Source organism: Lysinibacillus fusiformis (assembly GCF_016925635.1).
Lineage (GTDB): Bacteria > Bacillota > Bacilli > Bacillales_A > Planococcaceae > Lysinibacillus > Lysinibacillus fusiformis_F.
Window position 1 is genome coordinate 2,475,852 of sequence record NZ_CP070490.1, and the last position, 22,838, is coordinate 2,498,689.

At 35.0% G+C, this 22,838-nt stretch carries 23 protein-coding genes; 18 read left to right on the forward strand and 5 right to left on the reverse strand.

Going from position 1 to position 22,838, the window contains the following annotated elements; all coding sequences use genetic code 11:
• Positions 1–106: 106 nt before the first annotated feature.
• The 5 genes from JTI58_RS12105 to JTI58_RS12125 all read left to right on the forward strand — a co-directional run bounded on the left by JTI58_RS12105 (position 107) and on the right by JTI58_RS12125 (position 3,859).
• Positions 107–451, forward strand: a complete 345-nt coding sequence (locus JTI58_RS12105; protein WP_205446916.1) for a hypothetical protein — start codon at positions 107–109, stop codon at positions 449–451.
• Positions 452–505: 54 nt separating this feature from the next.
• Positions 506–1,360, forward strand: coding sequence for a hypothetical protein (locus JTI58_RS12110; protein ID WP_205446918.1), 855 nt, complete (start codon positions 506–508; stop codon positions 1,358–1,360).
• A 293-nt stretch (positions 1,361–1,653) separates the two neighbouring features.
• A complete protein-coding gene (locus JTI58_RS12115) occupies positions 1,654–2,118 on the forward strand; it encodes a JAB domain-containing protein (RefSeq protein ID WP_205446920.1) in 465 nt (154 codons plus the stop codon).
• An 82-nt stretch (positions 2,119–2,200) separates the two neighbouring features.
• The gene (locus JTI58_RS12120) at positions 2,201–2,488 is read left to right on the forward strand and encodes a hypothetical protein (RefSeq protein ID WP_205446922.1); all 288 of its coding nucleotides are present in this window, start codon (positions 2,201–2,203) and stop codon (positions 2,486–2,488) included.
• A 489-nt stretch (positions 2,489–2,977) separates the two neighbouring features.
• Positions 2,978–3,859 carry a tyrosine-type recombinase/integrase gene (locus tag JTI58_RS12125; protein WP_205446932.1) on the forward strand — a complete coding sequence of 294 codons (882 nt, stop codon included), beginning with the start codon at positions 2,978–2,980 and terminating at the stop codon, positions 3,857–3,859.
• 24 nt (positions 3,860–3,883) lie between these two features.
• Here the strand turns inward: JTI58_RS12125 and JTI58_RS12130 are convergent, their stop codons facing one another.
• Entirely contained in the window at positions 3,884–4,321 is a 438-nt protein-coding gene (locus JTI58_RS12130) for a hypothetical protein (RefSeq protein ID WP_205446934.1), read from the reverse strand.
• Between the two features lie 57 nt (positions 4,322–4,378).
• Positions 4,379–4,909, reverse strand: coding sequence for an arginine repressor (locus JTI58_RS12135; protein ID WP_205446936.1), 531 nt, complete (start codon positions 4,907–4,909; stop codon positions 4,379–4,381).
• 327 nt (positions 4,910–5,236) lie between these two features.
• Here JTI58_RS12135 and JTI58_RS12140 point away from each other — a divergent pair, with 327 nt between their 5' ends.
• The 12 genes from JTI58_RS12140 to JTI58_RS12195 all read left to right on the forward strand — a co-directional run bounded on the left by JTI58_RS12140 (position 5,237) and on the right by JTI58_RS12195 (position 19,279).
• On the forward strand, positions 5,237–5,674 hold the full coding sequence (locus JTI58_RS12140) for a hypothetical protein (protein WP_205446938.1): 438 nt from the start codon (positions 5,237–5,239) through the stop codon (positions 5,672–5,674).
• Between the two features lie 74 nt (positions 5,675–5,748).
• The gene (locus JTI58_RS12145; protein WP_205446940.1) at positions 5,749–6,153 is read left to right on the forward strand and encodes a hypothetical protein; all 405 of its coding nucleotides are present in this window, start codon (positions 5,749–5,751) and stop codon (positions 6,151–6,153) included.
• Positions 6,154–6,248: 95 nt separating this feature from the next.
• Positions 6,249–6,995: a hypothetical protein gene (locus JTI58_RS12150; protein ID WP_205446942.1), complete on the forward strand. Its 747-nt coding sequence runs from the start codon at positions 6,249–6,251 to the stop codon at positions 6,993–6,995.
• Positions 6,995–8,614: a DUF927 domain-containing protein gene (locus JTI58_RS12155; RefSeq protein ID WP_205446949.1), complete on the forward strand. Its 1,620-nt coding sequence runs from the start codon at positions 6,995–6,997 to the stop codon at positions 8,612–8,614. The genes JTI58_RS12150 and JTI58_RS12155 overlap by 1 nt, the downstream gene beginning before the upstream one ends.
• A gap of 171 nt (positions 8,615–8,785) precedes the next feature.
• Positions 8,786–9,709, forward strand: a complete 924-nt coding sequence (locus JTI58_RS12160; RefSeq protein ID WP_205446955.1) for a tyrosine-type recombinase/integrase — start codon at positions 8,786–8,788, stop codon at positions 9,707–9,709.
• A 15-nt stretch (positions 9,710–9,724) separates the two neighbouring features.
• The gene (locus tag JTI58_RS12165) at positions 9,725–10,441 is read left to right on the forward strand and encodes a hypothetical protein (protein ID WP_205446957.1); all 717 of its coding nucleotides are present in this window, start codon (positions 9,725–9,727) and stop codon (positions 10,439–10,441) included.
• Between the two features lie 204 nt (positions 10,442–10,645).
• The gene (locus JTI58_RS12170) at positions 10,646–11,569 is read left to right on the forward strand and encodes an Rpn family recombination-promoting nuclease/putative transposase (protein ID WP_205446959.1); all 924 of its coding nucleotides are present in this window, start codon (positions 10,646–10,648) and stop codon (positions 11,567–11,569) included.
• A 569-nt stretch (positions 11,570–12,138) separates the two neighbouring features.
• A complete protein-coding gene (locus JTI58_RS12175) occupies positions 12,139–14,247 on the forward strand; it encodes a hypothetical protein (RefSeq protein ID WP_205446961.1) in 2,109 nt (702 codons plus the stop codon).
• A 218-nt stretch (positions 14,248–14,465) separates the two neighbouring features.
• Positions 14,466–15,329, forward strand: a complete 864-nt coding sequence (locus JTI58_RS12180) for a hypothetical protein (protein ID WP_205446963.1) — start codon at positions 14,466–14,468, stop codon at positions 15,327–15,329.
• A 253-nt stretch (positions 15,330–15,582) separates the two neighbouring features.
• Entirely contained in the window at positions 15,583–15,957 is a 375-nt protein-coding gene (locus tag JTI58_RS12185; RefSeq protein WP_205446965.1) for a hypothetical protein, read from the forward strand.
• A gap of 268 nt (positions 15,958–16,225) precedes the next feature.
• Entirely contained in the window at positions 16,226–17,227 is a 1,002-nt protein-coding gene (locus tag JTI58_RS12190; RefSeq protein WP_205446967.1) for an Ig-like domain-containing domain, read from the forward strand.
• Positions 17,228–17,509: 282 nt separating this feature from the next.
• Positions 17,510–19,279: a transglutaminase domain-containing protein gene (locus tag JTI58_RS12195; RefSeq protein ID WP_205446969.1), complete on the forward strand. Its 1,770-nt coding sequence runs from the start codon at positions 17,510–17,512 to the stop codon at positions 19,277–19,279.
• 600 nt (positions 19,280–19,879) lie between these two features.
• Here JTI58_RS12195 and JTI58_RS12200 read toward each other — a convergent pair.
• Genes JTI58_RS12200 through JTI58_RS12210 form a run of 3 tightly spaced genes read right to left on the reverse strand, consistent with a single transcriptional unit; the run spans position 19,880 to position 21,589 of the window.
• Positions 19,880–20,566 carry a hypothetical protein gene (locus JTI58_RS12200; RefSeq protein WP_205446971.1) on the reverse strand — a complete coding sequence of 229 codons (687 nt, stop codon included), beginning with the start codon at positions 20,564–20,566 and terminating at the stop codon, positions 19,880–19,882.
• A gap of 1 nt (position 20,567) precedes the next feature.
• Positions 20,568–21,005 carry a hypothetical protein gene (locus JTI58_RS12205; RefSeq protein WP_205446973.1) on the reverse strand — a complete coding sequence of 146 codons (438 nt, stop codon included), beginning with the start codon at positions 21,003–21,005 and terminating at the stop codon, positions 20,568–20,570.
• A gap of 14 nt (positions 21,006–21,019) precedes the next feature.
• Entirely contained in the window at positions 21,020–21,589 is a 570-nt protein-coding gene (locus JTI58_RS12210; protein ID WP_205446975.1) for a hypothetical protein, read from the reverse strand.
• A 508-nt stretch (positions 21,590–22,097) separates the two neighbouring features.
• On the opposite strand from JTI58_RS12210, the gene JTI58_RS12215 reads away from it, so the two are divergent.
• Positions 22,098–22,694, forward strand: a complete 597-nt coding sequence (locus JTI58_RS12215) for a helix-turn-helix transcriptional regulator (protein WP_205446977.1) — start codon at positions 22,098–22,100, stop codon at positions 22,692–22,694.
• The last annotated feature ends 144 nt before the right edge of the window (positions 22,695–22,838 follow it).

The window sequence follows — 22,838 nt, forward strand, 5'->3', positions numbered from 1 at the left end:
ATAAAACCGAGATATAGAGAAGGTATAAGACGAGAATAGTGGATTATTAGCTCCGACGAATGTACAAGGTATATCCCAGGACACAGTTCAAAATGATTGGGGCGGTGTGCAAAATACAATTTCTTGGACTGACAGTCAATCAAGTGGGACTATTACGTATACAATTAAACGTAATACTGTAAATTCTCTTGCTGGAGCAACTATTTTGCAATCAAATATCCCTTCAGGGACACAGCAATATGTTGATGTGGCTACAAATGCTTCATATAGTAGTACAAAAACATATTATTATTTTTTAGAAGCAACGAATGGTACGGAAACTGTTGTTACAGCTAGTTATGAATTAATAACGGTTAAGGATGTAAAAATAGTTTCAAATCTAAACTATCAAAATACTAAATTCGCAAATGTTGTATTTAACCCAACAACAGGTTCTTTTGAGCGTATATAAAAATTTTAAAGAAGCCTACTGGTTAAGTAGGTTTCTTTTTTAGAGGTGAAGGCATTGGAAATCGTGAAGCTTAGTGTAGAAAATTATTTACTATTTAGTCCTTATTTGAATCCTAACCATTTTCAACGATTCGAAGATGGTGATGATCTATTTTGGGGATTCGGTTTAGTAGAGGGGCATGTACCATATGGTGTACTATTAGCTGAGTTATCTAGTACAAATAGTGTCTCCATTACACATTTTGAAGTAGCTCAGGACGCGCAAAGTACAACTTATTTAGAGCGTTTATTAGATCATACAGAAAGACAGATTAATCAAAATGATTTAGTTATTACAAATATGACGGTAAACTCCCCAATTGAAAGTTCATCTGTAGAAGAATTATTCAGAAAAAAGGGGTGGAGTCAAGAAAGCCAAGTCATTAATCAATATATAGTTGATTTTAAACTGATGCAACGTAGTGAATGGGTGTGGAGTTTGAAAAAGCCTGAAAACATCGCTATTCAAACATGGGATGATGAGGTTGAGCAGGCATTTAAAAGGGCGGTACATATTGAAGAGAAGTTTGATGACTTTGTCTTGCCGTTAGTCAGTAATTTAGGGGTAATTGACGATCAGTACAGTTTTGTTTTAACTGTGGATGGGGAGATTATGGGGTGGTGTTTTTGTGAAAGAGTCGCAAAGAATATGTTGCTTTCACCAATGAGTTATGTGAAACGAACACCCGCTACAAGACTTGGAGCCATGCTTTTATATTCAGAACTAGTAAAAAAGGCATTAGAAACAGATATGTATGTGACGTTTTTTGCGAATGTAGATAATCTATATATGCAAAATATTATAAATAGAAGATTCAAGGAATGTATTATTCAGAAAAAACCAATCATGCATTTGTTTAAAAGTAAGTAGTTGTCCTCTTCAAAAACTAAAATTCTAGTTGAATCACTTTATTTTTCATAGGGTGATTCTTTTTTTATACGACTATATGTAATTATGTTGACCAAGATGGAAAGAAAATAACCGTGGGAAATTGGTAGGAATTAAAAAAGCGCATGACAAATAAGCCAACTAAATCAAGCTTTGGCAATAAAACCGCTTTAAGTGAAAAGATAGACATATATTATATTAGTAGTAAGTACTAAATAAGCCTTTCATTCCGTCATGGAGTGAAGGGCTTTTTCTAGTTCAAGGAGGAGATTCACATGGCAGAAAAACAAAAGAAAGTACCAGCTAAACGTATCCAGTTAGTAGATGTAGTATTAGAGCGCAAAGGTTCACAACTATTTGAAGGGCGACGTGTTCGTTCACCAGAAGATGCCGCAAACATCATTCGTGATTTCATCGGAGATAGCGATCGTGAGAAATTCGTAGTGTTGTGTCTATCAACAAAAAATGAGCCAACAGCTTTACAGGTTGTCCATACCGGTTCCATTAATGCTTCAATTGTTCATCCAAGGGATGTACTAAAGGTAGCAGTCATTTCAAATAGTGCCAGTATTTTAGTGGCGCACAATCATCCAAGTAATGATACAACCCCTTCACCTGAAGATATTGAAGTAACGAAAAGACTTGTGGAGGCTGGTCAGATTTTGGGCATTGATGTCATCGATCATCTTATTCTAGCATCAAATTCATTCCGTTCACTCAAAGAATCAGGTTACATGTAATTCGAGAAGTATTCAAAAAACTCGTACACCGAGCAGAAACAGCTGCAAAATGAATATGTGAAGGAAAGGGAAGGTGGTTTACATGGCAGCCGAAAAACGTCTTTTAGAGGTTTTATCACAGAAGTTAGGAAAGGAAATACCCATCAGTGAAATTGGCTACGAAAGCATTGAGTTCATGAAAGAGGAAGTGGATGAGCAGTTAGTTCCTGAGCATGTCCTTGATCAATTAGCTGAACCTATCATTGGTGATAGTGCAAATTATACTGATGATAAAGGAGATTACTATACTTTGATTTCAATTGAAACAGGTAACGGAGAAACGTATGAAGTATGGTTAATCAATGACAAAGTTGTCTCTAATTTTACATGAGAAAAATAATCTGAATCGATTTTATCTCGCGACAATTCTAAGTTAAATCTCGCGACATAAGTAAAGGCGGATGGCAGAGAAAACGGTAAGTGCATGCGACACATAGCATGCGCTCATATTGTGTGCAGAAAAACTGACGACATTATTATATAACTGTCGTGAGTGGCCTCAGTAGGTAATGATTTTCACATGAGAGGAGGTGAGAATCCAATGTGGGGTGAATTATTGACAATTGTGATTATAGCTGTTGTTACAGCGGTTGTGGATTACGTGGTGAATCAAAAAGAATCTATTATCCGTTATGCTAGTTACTAATTTGAAGGGAGTAAGTGATTCGGAAAACTTGCAGGGGGAGGGAAAAAGTGAACGAAACTTCTTCCCTCTTTTTTTGATTTCTAGAAGGAGTCAATGTTCTGTGCATCTTGAGTTATTAGGTGTAAGCAAATTAAACAAATATAGTTTTTCATTGTGACAGAAAGGATGAAACACATGGAATTTAAAATTAACATAGTAGAACGTTTTACTGAATGGTTGACACATGAGGGAAAAGCAAGTGCAACCATTGCTAGTTACATTAATGATGTAAAGCAGTTCAATCAATACTTAGCAGTAAAAGATGTTGATCCAGAAGTGTTACTCACACGCTTCCTGTTCACAAATTACATGAAGCAACTAGAGACAGAAGGAATGGCAGTGTCGACTATCAACAAAAAGGTCAATTCATTAAAGGTGTACAATGACTGGCTTTATCATGAAAAAATGGTCGAGGATGTGTTCATTAGCATTAAAAAAGACAAAGTGAAAATTGCTACTGGTAGTGAAGCAGAGGTCAGTGTACTTACAGATACACAGGTAGAACAGTTTCTGTTTCATTTAGAGAAGGAGAGTCAACGTAATAAGTTAATTGGCTACCTTTTATTGTATACAGGCCTTCGAGTAAGTGAATTAGTAAATATTCAGCTAACAGATGTAGATCAACTAACTGCACAGCTGACAGTGAGGGGCAAAGGGGGCAAGCTGCGGGAAGTGCCGTTGCGAAAGGATGTGCTTGAAGCGCTGCAACAGTACCAAAAAGGGGAGCGAGCCAGCAGCAAACACAGTCAAAGTCTCTACTTGCTCGTCAGCCAGCGAGCAGAGAGGATGCACAGAGACGCAGCGAGACGATGGCTTGAACAAACGGGAGTCAAGCTAGGCTTTCACATGCATCCGCACATGATTAGACATACGTTTGCGACACGACTGTTACACAGAGGCAATGTGTCAATTACAACAGTGTCAAAGCTTTGCGGGCATGCATCGTTAAATATGACAATGCGTTTTTATATCAATACGTCAAAAGAAGAAAAGCAATCAGCGGTTGATAAACTGTAAATAGAATAACGGCTAGCAGAGAAGCTAACCGTTATTTTTTTGATGTTGTGCAATGAGTTCATCTAAAAAAGCAGAGACGTTGGCAATCTGACCAGTAGCTTGTAATTGCTTTACATAATCCATCTGTTCTTTCTGTAAATGTGCGGTGAATTTGATGCGATTTGCCTTGTAGGTGTCAGTAACTTCTTTTTTTGGTCGACCTCTTTTATCTGTGTACCCAGCATTTTTGAGTCGACCTAAAATAGCAGTAAGCTGTTGTTCTTGGTGACGAATCCTAACTTCTAATTGTTTTTGAAGTTTTGGATTACTGGATGCTTGCAGTTGTTGCTTAAAGTCTTGAAGATTTTGTTTTACATCTTTCAGTGTTTGCAATTGTTGTTGGATATACTGTTCATTTTTTTGAGCCGCCTGTACTTTCAATATTGCTACATTCTCCTTTGAAAAAATAACTTTTCCCATCATTTATCACTCCATTAAATTAGAATAATAAGTTGTTAGAATATTTTGGTCGACCAAAATTTAAACAAAATGACCATCCAAGATTTGATTTAATTCTGCTGTAATATTGACTTGATCTCTTTCAGAGAAGGTTAGTAGTATCTTTCCTGAATGATTTGCAAATGCAACGAAAGGATCATACCTATTTTCAAATAGCTGTTCTAGTAATACTGCTACTGCAACAGCAATTTGTGGTTCAGTATAAAAGATTTCAAAAGTTAAATTCAGTTTTTCTTGAGCTTCCTTCGTATTTACCTTCCCATCATCCAATCCATTATGAAAGTAATTGCTCTCAATTCCTGTACTTGATAATAAATTGTAGATTTGAATTTGTAGGTCTCGTTGTTTAGATTCTTGTGAGAGTTCAAGTGTCATTTTTTCTTTATTGCGATGAATCTTCAATTCTTTTAAATCTTTTGAAATAATCGAACGGTCGACTTCAATACTATATTCTTCTGCTAATATTTGGCGAATACCATCTTGTGTTAATCTATCATAGGTTTTCAAGATTTCTTTAATTTTTCTATGACGTATTTGTTTGTTTTCTTTCATTATTCCCTCCTGGAATTCGGAATTCACATTTTAGACACAATTTCCAGCGATGTGCAGCCAATAATTGTTTGTACGTTGATTCTATAAGGTTTTACCCAGATTGTAATTTGATAAAAGAATCAATAAGGATATCCTGTCACATAAAACCAAACATTGCAATTATCTTTGCACAATTCCTAAAATGTTGCACAAATTACTGTGTGTTTTATTGTTTGTTTGTTGATTTGAAGATGTTTTAATGTTGATTGTAATGTGCAAAGATTGTAAATTGAAGAAGCGGAAACGAGATAGATTGTTTCGGTAACAAAACACAAGGAGGTATTCAAAATGCAAACTGATACACATTGTAAAGTACTAGCAGAAGTTAAGAAGAAAGTTTATCCGTGGTACGATCTCGTCTTAAAAATGCACTCATCGATTCACGAAGTTGCGCCAAGCACAAATGAGGATAGTGTGATGTTATTTTCAACTCTTAAAGTAGAAGGTAAATCAAATTGGCATGGTGACTTAGATCATCTAAATGAAAAACTCTTACCGTTTATAAGTATAACGTTTCCGCAATTCTCCATTCAAACGCTAACGTCAGAGAATGACAACTTCGAAGCTACTTACGAGGCTCAAGCAATGACTCCATATAAGTATATAGGAGATTTATTTCATCAAGAACTAGCTTGTAAAGATGAAGCAATCAATGATTTTATTCAGGAGCATAATCTAGCGGATATAAAGTTAACGGTCTACATCGGTGCATGTATCTATGAATAAGTGAATTAGATAGTAGGTTCTAGCCTCAAAATGATTAAAAAATACTGAATTTTCAAATAAAAGGAGTGTTAAGTATGGAACAAGTACAACGTAAACAAATCAAAGCGAAGGTAGGTAAATTACGCTTACCAGAAGGAAAACACACAATGAGCATTCGTGATTTTAAAGACATTCAACAAGAGTTGAGTAAATTCGGTAATCAATGTCAAACAACAGAAGTTTTGTTAACAGGTAAAGTTTTCGATAAAGAAATGGAAGTATGGCAAAAATTATGGCTTCATAGTGATCCAGGTTCTTTATTCCAACAACTCATCTGGGCAACAGGTATTGAACCAGATGAAGAAGGCGACATTGATTTAACTGATGCCTTGGATAAAACGATACAAGTAATCGTAGAAAGGCAGGGACAATTTGTGAATGTTACAAAGTTTTTACCAACCAATCGTCAATCATCTTCATCCAAATTATTCAATATGTAAGTAGTTAACGGTCAAAAAAATACTAAACAAAGCCACATGGAAAGGGATGTAATAGTTACTTAGTTCCCTTTCCCATTATGAGGAGGAAATCAATCATGTTTAATCAAAATAAACCGTCAGGTACGAAAGTTATTAAAAAGCGCAACAATAATCCGTATGCTCAGGAAGTACAAGAAAAAGAGCAAAATCTAGCTACTTTTGATGAGACAGAAACTGAAACAACAGTTGAGGTCGCAGAAGTTGGATTGCCACCAAAAGATGAGCTAGAAACAACAAAGGGGGAAGAAGAGTCGGCAGCGGAGCTACCTAAACCAGCAACGAACGGATCGAAAGAAGAGCAGCAACCAGAAAAAACTTCATTAGATGATACCACTGAATCTAATGAATCAACCGTATCTGCTGAGGTTGTAACTATAGCTTCTAATAAGGTAGAACTTGATTCTTTGGAACAGGATGATACTTTGCTAGATGAAGCTGTTGCAACTACTCCGAATACGCCAACACACCGTCAAATGAATGCACCTCTAACAGTAGTGAATCATAAGAACGGGAAACGAAATAAAATCAATAAAGATGTCTGTAAGAAACTTGACTTAGCTGAAGGTGATCAGGTTGATGTGTTCGTCAAAGAAAATTGCGTGCTCATCTGCAAGTCACTCAATAACCAAGGGCATACCTTGAATAAAGGTAACATTATCTACAATAAAGAACTTGTAGAAATGATTACAGAAGCGTGCCAATTAGACTTCGATGGATGTTCATCAAATAGCTTAACGCAAGTCAAATACGTGCAATCCCAAGGTCGCCTTGTAGCGATTCTTACAAAAGGGGGTGATGTGTAATGATTACAGAGGCAGGATTAACAGCAGGAGATACTTTTGAATTCAAAAATCTTTTACTCAATAAAGATGGTGTCTATCGTTACGATACTAATAAAGAAGAGTACGAGTGGTTATGTAAACCTGTATTTATTTCATACAAACGACAAAACTACTTTAATAATCAAGTGATTCTAGGAATCAATTATTGGCAAAATAATCGATTTAGCATTTTGGAAATTGATGCTGAAACATTCAATAAACAAGTGGTAGATGTGCTAGCACCTGTGGGATTCTTAATTCCTTATTACTTTAAGAACTATGTCAATACTTTTCTTATCTTGCAACAACAAGAAGTGGCATTCAGAAGTGAGTATCATCAGATTGGATTTTTACCTAAGCCAACAAAAGATTCCCCTATCATTTATGGCTTGTCTACACCAATTAGTCAGTCTGAAACAAATTTACAATGGAATGAAGTCTTATGTAGATACGACTTAAAGCCTAAAGGTGAATTCGGAAAATGGTTAGATATGTTGAAGAAGCATGTCATTCCAAGTCCAGCGTTAAGTTTTATGTTGGGGGTGGGTTTCTCCTCCATGTTAATCGGGTACAGTAGCCATACATCTGAACCCTTAGATACGCAACTTGTGCATCTCTTAGGAAAATCAAGCTCAGGGAAGACGACCGCTGCTCAGTTGGCATTGTCTATCTATGGATTACCAACAGAACGAGCAGATGGAACCCTTTTTAACTTATGGCACGCAACTAATAACGCATTAGTCCATCAATTGACTGGAAATTATGGTGTAGCGATATTATTCGATGAATTTTCAATGTCCACCGCTAATACAGTCACATCATTAGTCTATGTCTTGGCTAGTGGTAAAGATAAGAAACGAATGAACGATAAACTGATATTAAAAGAAGGTGGGGGTTGGAGTACCGCCTTCATCACTACAGGTGAAAATAGTATCTTTGAGAAAACAAATCGAAATATGGGACTTACCGTCCGTTTGCAGGAATACGACAATAAACAATGGACAACCGATGCCGCTCAATCAAATGACATTAAAGCTACTGTCAATGAAAATTACGGACATGCCGCAATCGAAGTCGCACGCTATTTAGCTACCTCCAATTGGTCAACTGTCATGCCGACTATCCAACACTGGAAGGAACAGTTCCTATTAAAGTTACCTGAGAGTGGTGTGAAGGATCGTATGGCACGTAAATATGCAGTCATTGTAGCAGCCCTCTCCTTAGCTGGCGAAGCGATGGAGATTGAGTTCCCATTGGATGAAGTCATCGAATTTATCGTGCAGAATGATTATGTGTTAGAAACACAGCGTGATTTGGCAGATGTTGTCTATCGTGGTGTGATTGATGATATAAGGTCGAATGCAAATCAGTTTATATTCCCAGGTATAGCCCCATCTGGTTATCACATAAAAGGGAAAGTTGAACGTGACCAAACCTCCTACAAAGTTTATTACATTAAAGCAGAATTTGAAAAGTTGTTGGAAAGCCAAGGCATCACAAACTACACCAGTATTATAAACATGTTGAAAAGTAAACCTTACTTCGAAGCGGATACGGATCGACCCACACAGCGAAAAGTCATCGAAAAGGACAAGGGTTGACAGAATACCTATGTCTTTAAAATACCAAAAGCAGAGCTTGATACATGGTTAGTTTAAATCTAAAACCTACAAAACCAGTAAATAAACAAAGATAAAGACTATATTATAAAAGTAATCAAGGTAGTAGCGAGCGTGGGCTTGCTACTACTAGTTATTTAAGGAGGAGTTTACATGAAAAAGAACCAGTATACAGTTGTAAAAGAAGTAGCAGAAGATATAGTTCCAATGTTTAACACCGCTAAAGAATTGTTTCTAACAACTTTAAAAGATAAGCAAATGAGCAGTGAAACGATTCGGGGTTATGATAATGATTTAAAGCAATTCCATACCTTCTTAAGGGATGGCAGTAATGCCCCAGTGTTTGTGAATTGTATTACTACCGAATCCATTGAATTGTTGGTCAAACAGTTACGAAAAAATAAGCTAGCTGCTGCATCCGTTAATCGTAAAATCAATGCCATTTCAAGCTTCTGTAACTTTGCGGTAAAAAAGAGATGGTTTGCATTTAATCCAGCTGCAGATGTCGATCGTGTACGTGAGAAAAGTAAAGAGCGTGCTTACCTTAATGTAGAGGAGATACAAAAAATCCTTGCAGCCATCACGCATACAACGATTAAGTATGTCGTTATTTTGATGAGTAATACTGGTTTACGTGTGAGTGAAGCAACAAATCTACGATTATCGGATGTAGACTTTGACAATAAAGTGTTACATGTCATTGGGGGAAAAGGCAACAAAGATCGTGATGTTCCGCTGAATGATGCTCTCATTGAACAATTAAAAACGTATAAGGATAAGCATCGTCCAACTACAAATTCACTGAATTTCTTTGCGACAAGTAAAACAGGCGGTATTAGCCAGCAGTACGTGAATCGGGAGCTGAAAGAAGCAGCCAAAAAAGCAGGGATTGAAAAGGAAGTGACAAGCCATGTGTTACGCCATTCCTTTGCCTCACAACTTGTTCAAACACAAACCCATGTTGCTGTAATTTCGAAACTCTTAGGGCATGCAGATGTAAGAACAACTTCGATTTACATGCATGCTGATCAAACAGATTTGCAGCAAGCAGTGAATACAATTGGATTCTTAAAATAACAAGGAGGTCATCATATGTTAGAAACGGTTTGCCAGGATGAAAAGGTAGCTAAAGTATTAGAAATGTTACAAGAAGGCTTCAGAAGAGATGACATTGGTGACTACTACGAACAACAGTGGAAGTCAGTGGATATCTACATGCGGAGAAAAGGCTTTCGCTGGTGCAGGGAACAACAAACTTACATCCTGAAGGAAGGTGAACCTGAAACCAAGTTAGAAGAAGCTATACAAACCATAAACACTAAAGCCGCTCAAGTTGTTCGGATGTTAGATGTAAAGCATCCGAACATCCGCCAAACGGCTGCTAAACAAGGTTTTGCGTCCATTGAAGACATGGGCGAATACATGCGATCACAAGGCTACATCTGGGATGATGAACTTAGTAATTATCAATACGATGAAGCTAGTAAACCAGTTGTAAGCGAAGTATTAGCATCCATAACATTACCTGTAGGTGCTTTGGATGAAGAAGCAATCTTACAGCTACTTGTCCGTCATCAGGAAAAACTACTTCATCTGTTGCAATCTGAACAAGTGGGGAGTTTGCATACTTACAGATTCAAAGGAAATAAAGTCAACAAAACACTGACACTTGCCTCTAGTGCAGCTGCCCTTCTTGAAGATTACCAAAAAGAGTACAACATCACACAACGCTCCATCGTTGAGACAGCACTCGCAGAATTTTTCGAGCGACATGGCTACGATGAACAACTAAGACTGGCGACAACCTAGCGAAACAAAGAGTGAGCATGACTTCGGTTGTGCTCATTTTTCGATTTTGTCCGCTCGTCCCGCCTCCAAAACCCGTGTCAAACCTTTGCCACACAAGGGATTCCCGTAAATCCCGCTGTTTTTTGGGGAGAGGGATTTTGTAAAAAATGGCTTCCCATTTAGAGGTCATGGTATAATTAAATAAATAATTCGAGGTGAAATCCAATGAATCACAAAGCCTTAAAACGTATTCCATTGAATAAATTAATGGATTTAAAAGTAGACTATGCCTTCAAACAGTTGTTTGGTAGTGAGAAGAATAAAGATATTACAATCGTATTTTTAAATGCTATTTTACAACGTACGGGTCGAGATACAGTAAAAGAAGTCATGTTTGTTAATCAAGAAGTTGGTGGCGAATATGAAGATGATAAGCAATCAAGATTAGACATAGTAGTAAAAACACAAATGGGTGAATTGATTAATGTAGAAATGCAATTATCTAATCAAGATGATATGTTTAAGCGTACGCTATTTTACTGGTCACGTTTATATACAGCACAACTTCAAAAAGGAAGAGGCTATCGTAAATTATTGCCTACAATTACTATTAATATTTGTAACTTTACGATTTTTGATGAGATCAAACATTATCATAGTACCTATCATTTGTATGAAGATACAATGCTTGAACGATTAAAGCCGAAAGACGATGTACTTGAAGTGCATTTTATTGAAATGAACAAGTTTTTAAAAGCTTGGCATCAAGAGCAACTAAACCCATTAGATGATATTTTGGCTAGGTGGTTGTTGTTACTAGGAATGGTCGATGTTCGTAAGGAAAAGGTTTACAATGATATTTATCAAGAATTGGAGGAGTTAGCAATGAAAGATGAAAACTTATTAGAAGCGTTTAATGAGTGGGAAAACTTAAGTCAAACACCTGAGACAATAATTGCTTACCAATCTCGATTAAAAGCCATTTTAGATGAAGAAGCTCGATTAGATGATGTACATGAAAAGGGCATTGAAGAAGGTGTAAAAAAAGTAGCAAAAGAATTAATTTCTTTAAACCTTGATTTGGAAACAATTAGAAAGGCTACAGGTTTATCAATAGAAGAAATTGAAGAATTAAGATCAGAAATGTAATGTCCGTTTCTCGAGCAGTACATCTTTAAAATAAGGTGTGCTGTTTTGGTATAGGCTGTTACCGAAACAGCCGTTACTTTTTTTCTTGAAGATAGGTGTTAGGTGAGGGATTATACAAAAAGACATATCATTATCATGGTTTTAACCTTGATACTTTTTAACACTATATAATAGTAGAAACTCTGTTTTTTTGTTTCTGTGTTTTTGACTGTCTCTCCCAAATTGTCGGGATTGACGGGAACTTGATGTGTCCCATCGAGTTGTGTCGGGTTTTTCGACCGGGCATGACGGGAAGTGACTAGAATTTTAGTCTACAGAAATTATGATGTGGTTTAGTAGATATACAGCAACTTCTCTAGAATTTATATTGAATTTTACTAGACTAGCTTTTTGAAAGTATCCACAAATTCATGAGGGAGAAGGGATTGTGAATTTACTAAAATAGGAATAAATTTAGTTAAGTTTGTGCGATTAACAAAACTGGTGTTGACGTAGCAATCACTGCAACAACAGAAGCACTAACAGGTGTTACTATTGAAGTTAAAGACAACAAAGGTAACGTTGTTGAAGTGAAAGCAGTTGACCTAGTTAAAGGTGAAACTGTTGCTTCATTCAAATTTGAAAAAGAATTAACTGTTGATCCAGAAGGCGTTTGGACTGTAGCTGGCATCTCAGTTGATCTTGATTTGAAAGCTAATCTTGAAGCGGTTTACAACTACGAAAACCAAGTTAAACTTCTTGAAGGTTTAAACAAACTAGGTTTGACTGACGTGAACGCTGATAACATCGTTAAATATGCAGATGCAATTACTGCTTTAAAAGACTCTACAAAAGATACTTATGTAGCTCTTGAAGATTTTACTAAAGCTGTAGCTCAAGAAGCAGTTAAGGCTGGTAACAAAGCAGCTGCAGAAGCAACTGATGAAGAAGCAGTTGTAAAAGCTGTTAACGAAGCTAAAACTGAAGTTGCATTGTTAACTGCTCTTGCATCATTTGACCGTGTAAATGCAGATTGGATTGCTGAGTATGATGTAGCTTTAGGTACTTCTGAAACTACTATCAAGTCAATCCAAGGGAAAATTGATAATGCAAATGCTACTAAACTTTCATCAGGAGTAACAAGCCCTGTTGGAAAACTTCAACTTGATGGAACGAACAATAGTATTGTTAAAAAAGATTTAACAGATGCTAAAGCATTAGTTTCTGCATACATGATTCCAGATGCTGAAGGTGCAAACGCAAAAGCTGAACTTCTAAGAGAAATTGATGTACAATTAGCAGTTGTAGCAGTATTAGAGGCACAAACTCCTGCTCAATTAACAGTTGCTATCAATGGACTTAAAGCTGTAGACGCTGCTTATGTATTAAACATGGATAACTATAAAGATGCAAATCGTCAAGCTTACATTGATGCATTTAAAGCTGAAATTACTGTAACAAATAAAAATACTATTTCAGATATTAATGTTAAATTAGCAGTTGTTAACGGCGCTGTAGCAGCAACTCCTATTGCTAACGTTAAAACAAAAGGTAATTTCCTAGTTGCAGCACCAACGGCTACTCAAAAAGCAGAATTGTTGGCAGCTCTTAAGTCAGCAGACTTAAAACATGTTGCTGATGTAAATGCAGATGCTTATGCTACATTAGCAGATACTTCTGCTACAACTAAGAATGCTTTTGGTGAAATTACTATTACAGGAACATTAGCTACAGATAAAGCAACTGTTCAAGCACTAGTTGAAAAAGCAAACTTAGCAGCTATTCAAGCGGCTACAGATGGCGATAAAGTATACGCAGCACTTGTAGCTTACGGAAATGATATTAAAGATTTATCAATACACAATAAAGCACAGTACAATACAGATAAAGCAAATTACATTACAAACAAAGCAACTGTTCAATTAGCTGTTGATGCTTCTAATATTAAAGCTCTTCAAGCTCAAACAACAGCAGCTGGTGTTCTTGCTAAACTTCAAATTATGACACAAGTTAAGAATGTTAAAGCTGAAAATGCTCCAGCATATCTTGCAGGTGTTCTAGATACATCTACTGCTTCTTCTTTAGGTAATGCTACTACTGATACTATTGGAGAAGTTCAAACAGCAATTAACACTATCAACACAGCGCAAGCAGCAACTGCTGGTGTTAAAGCAGTTAATGAAGCTACAACTGCAACAGCTCTTCGTGACATCTTAACTGACCTAGTTGTAGCTAGCGATGTTACAGCAGGTAGTTACCTAGACCTTACAAATGCTGATAAATTGTTAGTTGCAGAATTGTTCTTAAACGATGATGTATTTACTTCTACTGGACTAGTTGCTGCAACTCGTACAAACCTTGATGCAAATGATGAATATCAGGCTCTTGGTGATATTGGAACTGATTTAGAAGCACTTGCAAATGCATTTAATACATTAAGAACTGATGCAAATACAGTATTTGCTGGAAATGCTGTTGGTTCTGTAACAATTTCTGCTGTTCAAGCTCAACTTGATAACCTAGTTAAAGCTAACTACACTGCATATGATGCTCTAACAGGTACTCAAAAGCTTGCTGTAGCTGAAGCATTTATCGCTGCATTCCCAGTTGATAAAGACGGTGCTAACTACCTTGCTGGTTACACTACATTTGGTGCTTACACAGCAGCAGTTGACGCAGCAATCGCTGCTTCAAAATAAGAATTCTTATCCACTCAACATTCTAAACTGTAGAGTAGATAATAAGAAAGGACTAGCCTTCGGGTTGGTTCTTTCTTTTTTACTTAGTGGAGCAGAAGGGAATAATGTGAAGAAATTATTCTAAGTGAAAATTACTATTACTTGAGAATTATAAATAGCGCTTTGTCTATTTACTCTAGAAATTATTATAATAGAGAGAACAAGAGGAGGTTTTGGAAATGGAATTTGATGTTCTATCTGGAACAGTTGCAACCAATGAAGAAGTCCTTGTACCTGAGATTTTAAACACAGGACAATTCATTGAAGTTGTAGAAGAAATGGCTTTATACCAACAACTATCTAAACAATTAAGTGAATTAGAAGTAATGGTAGATTATACGGATTCACAAGTGAAAACTATTCAAGTGCTAGTTGAAAAAATGATGATTCGTTTAGATGAAAAAGAAGAATTATTAATGCGTTGTGAGTGGTTAATAACAATGAAGGACATCGAGGGATGTTTAGATCAGTTGACTACGTTAGAGGCAGTAAAGGTTACTCGTGCACAGCTAGGTCGTGTACAAACTTGTCCACTGAAAAATGAATTACAACAAAAACTAGAGGCACTGGAAGCGCAGCTAACACCAGTTGAAAAACAACTTTCACCGAAGGAAGCACTCGTAGAGGCTATCTTTATGACAGGGAATGAAACGTTCATGAATTTAGGTAGTGCGGGACGTAACCATATTGTAGAGGAAGTAGTAAAAGGAGATGGCAAAGTAGAGACAGCTATTGCCAAAGCAGAAGCATTAGAAGCATCTGTACAAGCTACAAAACAATCAAGTTCTATAGCAGTGCTTAGACAAGCATTACAGCAACTACCGTTACAGAACTTTAAAACCATTCCTGTGGAACATGAAGCAGAAGTGTTACAGAAACTGCTCGACAATGCTAACTGGAATGGATTATTCCTACTGGATCTTCAAATAAAACATACCACTGCACAAATATATCGCAAGTATAATCCAATACAAGAAGGAGTATTGACAACTCTTATTTTGGATGAAAAAGTGAAGGAAAAGCTAGGTGTTCAACAACTGTAATGGTTGGAAAATCAAATATTTATTATACCCTTGAAAAAGCTCAAATGACTAACTGATGGTCATTTGAGCTTTTTGTATTCTTTAAATCTCCAAGAAAGTATTCTCTAAAAAGCAGATAAAGCAATGAGTAAGTCTAATGTATTCTCTGATAAATTTGCTAGATTAATTATTATCATCCCAAATAAAAAATTTATACGCTCATTGCCAATGATTTGGATTATAATGAAAATATATACTGTAGGAGGAATTTAAATTGAAAAATATGTTAAGAATTATAGTGGTTGCTGTACTACTATTTAGTATTTCTTTATCAGCACCTGTAAAAGAAAATGCCTTGGCAAGTGAGAAAAATGTCGTGGCTGGTTTCTATATTAAGAATGAGTTGGTCTATAATTTAAAAGATTTCCAAGCATCTTCTAAAAAGGATAAAAAGAAAATTATCAAAGACGTATTGGGCTATAAAACCTATTTAGTGATGGGTAATCAAGTATATGATTTTCAAGCAGCAGCTAAATTGCCAGCGGGCCAAAATCCTAAAGGTGTTTCTGTTAGTGAGTATGAAAAAGTAAATGGAGAATTAAAGCAACCAAATACTACTACAACGTTTACAATCCTTTCTATTGAGTAGTTAATACTTAAATATGATTGTGCATTATGGCTCTAGTAAAATTAATAGAGAAGACAACTGTAGTAAAAAGCGAAAACTCCTCATATGTTTTGTTTGAGCAACAGAACGGTTGAAGTGTTTTCGTCTTTTCTGTCTTAAGACAAGATTTTCAAAAATTTAGTTGAAATAATTAATAGTTCCTGAATTTACTAAACTATTCATAGTAAATCTTTTATTTCTACTTTAAATGAATATAGACTGAATAATATCAATGAATGGAGATGTTTGAGTGAAAAAAACTATTCAATTAATGGGATGCCTACTATTTTTATTATGTTTTACTAAAACCGTTTATGCTAGCGATACAGAATGGATAGCTAAAACAAATATAAATGTCGAAAAAGAATGGACCATTACTTTTAATGAGCCAATTGATGTTTCTACTGTAAGTAATGACACTTTCTATATTGTTGATACGAATGGTAATCGTTATGAAAGCTTAGTAGTATCTTTAGATGAATACCGTGTATTAGTCACACCAATTAATCAAGGCTATAATCCTAATACTACATATTCACTAATTGTTAATAATGTTAAAAATTTTAAAGGTAAATCATTAGAAGGTAAAGTTAAGATGAACTTTACAACGGAATCATTTTTTACAAATGAATTATCCAGTTCAGAGTATCTTCTTCTTGCAAAAGAAGTTCAATTAAAAATTGATAAAATAAAAATTTATTATCCTATTGGAAGATTAAGTGATTATGAATTCAAACGTTCTTATAACAAGCTATTGAAAGAAATTAAACTATTAAAAGAAAATATCGCTTTATATGAATTGGATAATTCATATGAAGGTAAGATGAATTTAAAAAATGCTAAAGAACAGCTTGGAAAAGTGAAGAGTGAGTTAGATGATTTTCTTATAGCGAGAAGAGCGCAGTTACAACTAAGATCATTGGAAAATATTCTAATCGAATACACTGCAAAATATGATAATGATAATAATCATTCCATTATTGATAAAAAAATAACAGAGATACAGAGACAATTTCCAGTAGGTGATTACTCAGATTATGAATATGAAAAACTTATAAAAGAAAAGTCAGCTGAAATTTCGACAACAAATTATAATATTTCTATCTTGGCTCTTGATACATCTGCAAAAGCAGATAAGAAAAGAAAAGAACTACAAGCTCAATTAGCAGAACTTGAGTTAGATTTGGATGAGATCAGAACTAAGAGAAGTGCACAATTACGAATCCGCTCTCTTGAAAGTCTTAGGGATTAGGGAAGAACTCCAAGAATAAAACGAGGTTTAACTTTACAATAACTGTCTATTTTTGGACAGTTATTGTTTTATATGATTCTAAGGAATCTCTAGATTTAAAATCTTACTTATTATATACATACATGAGTGGTAATTATATTCGATTTAATATTACTTTTTAGCTTTATGAAATATATTATTTTACCGATAAAAATATATTACTAGGTTTAGTATATTCATTTTTAATAGCTAAAATCAGAAAATTAAGGCATTAGTTTTATAACTTAAAGGGGGATACTTCCATTGAACAAACGAAAATTAGCACTGTCTGTCTTTATGACTGTACCAATTGTAGCAGTATCAGTAGTTCATCCTATAGAGAGTCTTGCCGAAAATCAGGATTGGGTTAGTGAAGAAAGGGGATTAATCGCGAATCCTGACATGAATGGTGTTAACGTTAATGTTTATAGCGATGTACAAGTATTAGCTGAAAGTGTACCAACTTTAACAGCAACGACTGTGCAAGAGCTTGCTGCGCTTATTGAGAGTGAAATGAATCAATTTCAGACAAATGTGTCTATCCAATATACGGGCGATAGCTCAATGATTATGGAACAAATCAATAGCATCATAAAAAACAACTTACATAACTATGATTATTTAAATGGAACAGTTGCAAGTTGGAAATATGGCTATAAGGGTACTGCTAATAATATTGCCATTAGTATAAATTTTGACTATCATACGACAGCTGAGCAGGAGGCATTTATTCAATCAGAAGTGAGACGAATTGTACAAGAAGAAATTAATCCGTCAATGTCTGATTTTGAAAAAGTAAAGGCTATCAATGATTATATTGTGTTAAATTCAACATACTCCTATAATTCATCGACAACACCGCATGCAGTGTATGCCATTCTTAATGAAGGGAAAGGGGTTTGTCAGGCATATGCGCTACTAGCTTATCGTTTATTGCAAGAGGCTGGAATGGAAGTACGCTATGTTACTGGCTGGGCTGGTGAAGCACATGCATGGAATATCGTAAAGGTAGATGGCCAATGGTATCATCTAGATACGACTTGGAATGATCCAGTATTCTCTGCAAGTGCGGGAGATATGTCTGATTATGTTAGCTATAAATACTTTTTAATTTCAGATAATGCTATTTCCCAAGACCATCAAATTGATGATTTAGGCTACCCAAATGCAACAAGTGAGCGTTTTGTGGCAATGAGAAATGTGGAAAGCCCAATACAAATTAATAAAGTTTTATATTATCCAAATGGCTCTGACAACCAAAAATTATATAAGATCGATTTAGGGAGTATGAATTTACAAGAAGAGAAGGTATCCGATACGCGTGTGCAACATTTGTTTTATGCAAATGACTGGTTATATTTTAGTAACTATTCAAATGGTGGATATCTCTATAAAATGAAGTCTAATGGCTCAAATAGTATGATGCTTGCCAACAAACGAGTGACAAAGATAACACGTGAAGGTAGCAATTTAGTAGCTTATAATAACAATGTTGAAATCTATCGTGAAAGTCTTCAAGAAAATCCTACTGATGATACGAAAATTAACCAAGTTACAGAATTGTCGAATCAAATCGTATTTCTAAGTAAAGATTTTAAATCGAAGGCAGAGCAATTATTTTCATTATTTGATAGTCTCTCACAATCTGAGCAATTACGACTATCAAATGGAGTACAGCAGCGCATTAAGCTCATAAGAGAGAAATATCAAAAAATGGAGTCGCTTACCTTTAATGACTCAACAGCTTGGACATCTGTGCCGAAGGTGAATGATGTAAAGAAGCCTTGGACAATCCAGTTAAGTCAAGAAGTGTTAAACACTCCTGAAAACTTAAAGCAAATTGTATTACTTGATATGTTTGGCGACCCAATAGATAGTTCTGTTCGAGTAGATGGCAAAAAAATTACGGTAACGCCAATGAACAATTATATAGAAGGTATCACCTATACGCTTGTGATTAAATCAAATTTGAAAAACTCAAATAATCAAACGCTGGATAAAGGTATTCATTTACAATTTAAATATCAAAAATAATTGAATTAAGAGAGAACAAAAATAAGAGTTTCGTGGCCAAATGAGTCACGAAGCTCTTATTTTTTTATGTTATGAGCTTGTAGTTTACAAGCGTTTGAAGTATTCAGGAGATGGTATTTCAAGCACTGCAATACGACGCAATCGAAAAGGAAATTAATAATTATGTAACTTATTGAGGCTATCACAAGTCTACTTAAAAGAGTAGTTTGATGTACTAGCAGTGTGAGTGCAACCAATTTGAAAAAAATTTGCTAGAAAATGTTCGTGCAATTTTGGAAAACCCTTTATTCTAACTGAAGCTTTCGAAGGAGGAAGGCTAGCACTCTAGTTGAAGAAGCTCAAGCTAGGTATCATGCCAATAAAGTGAAATGTGGTGCCCTCTTTTCTAAGTTGTTACGTGGCGTATTTTAAAACTATGCCTCCTTGCAGAAATATAACAGCTATTTGGAATCGCGCTGATTGAGTTTTTTTAAAATATGGCTATGAACAAGAACTCTTGAAAATTTTACGTTATGCTAACAAATGATTTATGGTCGCATAAATGAAAGAAACCAGCTTGGTGAGTGAATCACGGAGCTGGTTTTCTATTTATCAAGAGCTTTAATATTGTATGAAGTCTTCTCTACCGATTATTTTGAATTTAGAAGAATCATCGATTAAATTTTTATCCTTTAGTTCACCTTTAGTCATAATGATATCATCAAATGTTGCTAAAACAATCTCATGTTTAATCTCTTTTTCTTCTAGGTGTTGTTCTAATAGTTTGAGATAGTTAATGTCCTTTTCTTGAAAGGCATTTGGGCTGAATTTTACCTCGACAAATTCACCGACTTCGCCATCCCATGCCCCGGCATCAACAGATTGACGGTTACGGTCAGTTTCTGTAATAACTGCTGGTCTATATAAAACAGGAACACCATCTATCAGCACCTTTACCCCATAACCTTTTAAGGAACCACTATGTTTTTTATCAAAAAAAGGTTCGAAAAGGCTTTCAGCTATTAGACCTCTCAGTTTTTTCCAATCCTTATCATCCGCACAAACAGTTCCTATTTTCCCAAGCAAAGCTGAAAATTCTAGAACGTCTGCGGGATGCTTTCTCTTGTTAAATTGAGCACTCCATTGTTTATAAAATCTATTATAAGATTCTAGTGTATTTCCACTTCGTCTAAGAAATACAGTGATATCTTCATTTCTACTACGATATTTCAGTACAGCCGTTGCTATTTCTTTTGCTAATGCATCTAGTGCAGGTCTTTTAATATCTGATGGCTCAAACGTTATCATTTTATTGTCCTTTATTTTTTGATAACGATTCAATTATATCCATAGTTGGTAAATGGATTGGCTGCTGAAGCATTTGGCTAGTAATCGCTGAAATATGTGAGCGTGCGTAAGAAATTAGCTGTGGAACTGTTTGAATGTTTGCGAATTTCATTAACGTATCTATTCCATCAATATCTGTTACAGAAACATATTCGCCTTTATAGGTAACATTAATATTGAAAGCTAATTCACCTGTAGAAGTTAAACCTTTGATAGTGGTATGTAGGTATCCATAAACCTTTTCATTTTCATGCTTCACTTCGTATTTAAGTGACATAGCTGGTTGAAAATCATTAGTTTCTAGTACTTGTGTAAAACTTGAATTAACTAGTTTTACATTTGTTAATTGAATAGAAGTCTTGGCAATGACATATTCTTTAATAAGTTCGTTATTTTCCATTGGAAATTACTCCTTTATATAGATAGTAAAAGCTCTGCTTGTTCTTTATTAGCAGAGCTTTTTGGCATTTCAACAGACCAAGTTAATGCTTGTTGGTCTGTTATAAATGATTGAGGGTCATTTATAAGTGATACAGAAGATAAAATGACATCTTCTTGTTGTGGTAATGAACCGTTTATTGCCTCTTCATAATATTCACTAACATAAGTATTGATTGCTGGAATGATTTCTGTGATTGAATATAAAAAATCATGCATTGTGCCTTCAGTGATATCTGTATCCAAAATAAATTGTTCATATTCTAAAAATGCTTCGATATCAAATACAATGTTGATAGGAGTATCCAATTGATTAAGTTGCGGAATTCCCTTAGTAAAGAACCAATTGGCTACATATTCTTTGTTAGGGTGTTTAATTAAAAAATCATGGAAGAAATCTTCTAATTTGCTATAGTTTTGCCGTTGAATATTGAAATATATTTCAAATCCCTCAAAAATAGTGATGAGAATTGAATCCAGTAATTCATCTGCTCTTGTCATTGTATCTTTTTTCATTCCAATAAATTCTCGGATGTTTTGAGTCATGTTTAATCCACCTCCGAAAGGTTTTATACTTTAAGTATAGCCGAAATGCTTCGAAATACAACTTCGAAACTCTCTACATGTAAGTTGACGATTTTACGTTATGCAAACAAATGATGTAATGCCCTTTAATTAAAGAAACCAGATTCGTGAGCAAAACCACTTAACTGTTTTTTCTTTAAGGTTTGAATGTTAGTATCTTTCATAATGAAATACATGCAGGCTATGTGATGATACTAATATAGCGTTTTATAGTTAGCATTGTTTGGATTTCCGGGTCTGAAAATTCTCTATTCGAACAAGTCATAGTTGGTATTTCAATAACATTCCGGCACAATTGCATAAGTTAATTCTCCTTATAATATGAAAATAGTGGTAAAAGCATGACAGTGACATGATTTTTGAAGAGACTGGTTTATAAGATACAAGAAAAACAAAAAGTATTGAAATGTCATAAAATGTCTCATATAATAAATTAAACAACTACATTATAGGGAGGAAGGAAGTTAAGATGCCATTATTAACGATTAATGAAATTTGTGAGCATTATAAAATTTCCCGTAAGACTGTGGAACGTTGGATGCATAGAGGATTACCTGTTGTGAAATTAAATGCTAATAACGGAAGTGTTCGCATAGAGGAATACCAATTGGAGAAATGGTTAAGCGGTTTAAATGCAGAAAAAATAGGTGATAGAATCAGATGGCATGAATATGAATTAAAACACCAAATTTCCTATGATTTAGCCAGTTGTCAAAGTAATAAAAATACGTTTATTCAATTAGTAGATGAATGTAAATTAATATATCCGCATGATTATTATATAAAATTGGAAAATGGGAAAGAAATTTTAATATCAATCCAATGTTCGGACGGAAAGACTTTCCGTTCGCAAGAGTTTGTGGATAGTCAAATCGAAAGCTTTATTAGACAACTTCATCAGGAAAACAGAAAACCATATTTATTAATTTTGGATATTGATCTAGGAAATGCCGATGAGGAGTATACTCTGCATTTTGATGTGACACGATTTATTAATAAGGTTGTTATAAAAAGCCAATATATTCTTGAATTCGATATTATATCCTATTTACAAGCCTTTAAATAAATAATGTTTGGATTCAAAAATCCCTCAGGACGATTCTTGTGTCTCGTAAGAAAGGCTCTGTGGGAGTGGAAGTGAGTGCCAACATCTACTTTTGGTGTCCCTTCTAAGTAAGAGGTACTTCAACAACAACTGCCATGTGTCTCT

Excerpts from the sequence above, each read along its gene's own strand:
- JTI58_RS12130 (WP_205446934.1), bottom strand. The coding sequence starts at position 4,321 with ATGATGGGAAAAGTTATTTTTTCAAAGGAGAATGTAGCAATATTGAAA.
- JTI58_RS12120 (WP_205446922.1), top strand. The coding sequence starts at position 2,201 with ATGGCAGCCGAAAAACGTCTTTTAGAGGTTTTATCACAGAAGTTAGGA.
- JTI58_RS12205 (WP_205446973.1), bottom strand. The coding sequence starts at position 21,005 with ATGGAAAATAACGAACTTATTAAAGAATATGTCATTGCCAAGACTTCT.
- JTI58_RS12115 (WP_205446920.1), top strand. The coding sequence starts at position 1,654 with ATGGCAGAAAAACAAAAGAAAGTACCAGCTAAACGTATCCAGTTAGTA.
- JTI58_RS12125 (WP_205446932.1), top strand. The coding sequence starts at position 2,978 with ATGGAATTTAAAATTAACATAGTAGAACGTTTTACTGAATGGTTGACA.
- JTI58_RS12200 (WP_205446971.1), bottom strand. The coding sequence starts at position 20,566 with ATGATAACGTTTGAGCCATCAGATATTAAAAGACCTGCACTAGATGCA.
- JTI58_RS12140 (WP_205446938.1), top strand. The coding sequence starts at position 5,237 with ATGCAAACTGATACACATTGTAAAGTACTAGCAGAAGTTAAGAAGAAA.
- JTI58_RS12155 (WP_205446949.1), top strand. The coding sequence starts at position 6,995 with ATGATTACAGAGGCAGGATTAACAGCAGGAGATACTTTTGAATTCAAA.
- JTI58_RS12135 (WP_205446936.1), bottom strand. The coding sequence starts at position 4,909 with ATGAAAGAAAACAAACAAATACGTCATAGAAAAATTAAAGAAATCTTG.
- JTI58_RS12215 (WP_205446977.1), top strand. The coding sequence starts at position 22,098 with ATGCCATTATTAACGATTAATGAAATTTGTGAGCATTATAAAATTTCC.
- JTI58_RS12145 (WP_205446940.1), top strand. The coding sequence starts at position 5,749 with ATGGAACAAGTACAACGTAAACAAATCAAAGCGAAGGTAGGTAAATTA.
- JTI58_RS12210 (WP_205446975.1), bottom strand. The coding sequence starts at position 21,589 with ATGACTCAAAACATCCGAGAATTTATTGGAATGAAAAAAGATACAATG.
- JTI58_RS12180 (WP_205446963.1), top strand. The coding sequence starts at position 14,466 with ATGGAATTTGATGTTCTATCTGGAACAGTTGCAACCAATGAAGAAGTC.
- JTI58_RS12150 (WP_205446942.1), top strand. The coding sequence starts at position 6,249 with ATGTTTAATCAAAATAAACCGTCAGGTACGAAAGTTATTAAAAAGCGC.
- JTI58_RS12165 (WP_205446957.1), top strand. The coding sequence starts at position 9,725 with ATGTTAGAAACGGTTTGCCAGGATGAAAAGGTAGCTAAAGTATTAGAA.
- JTI58_RS12170 (WP_205446959.1), top strand. The coding sequence starts at position 10,646 with ATGAATCACAAAGCCTTAAAACGTATTCCATTGAATAAATTAATGGAT.
- JTI58_RS12160 (WP_205446955.1), top strand. The coding sequence starts at position 8,786 with ATGAAAAAGAACCAGTATACAGTTGTAAAAGAAGTAGCAGAAGATATA.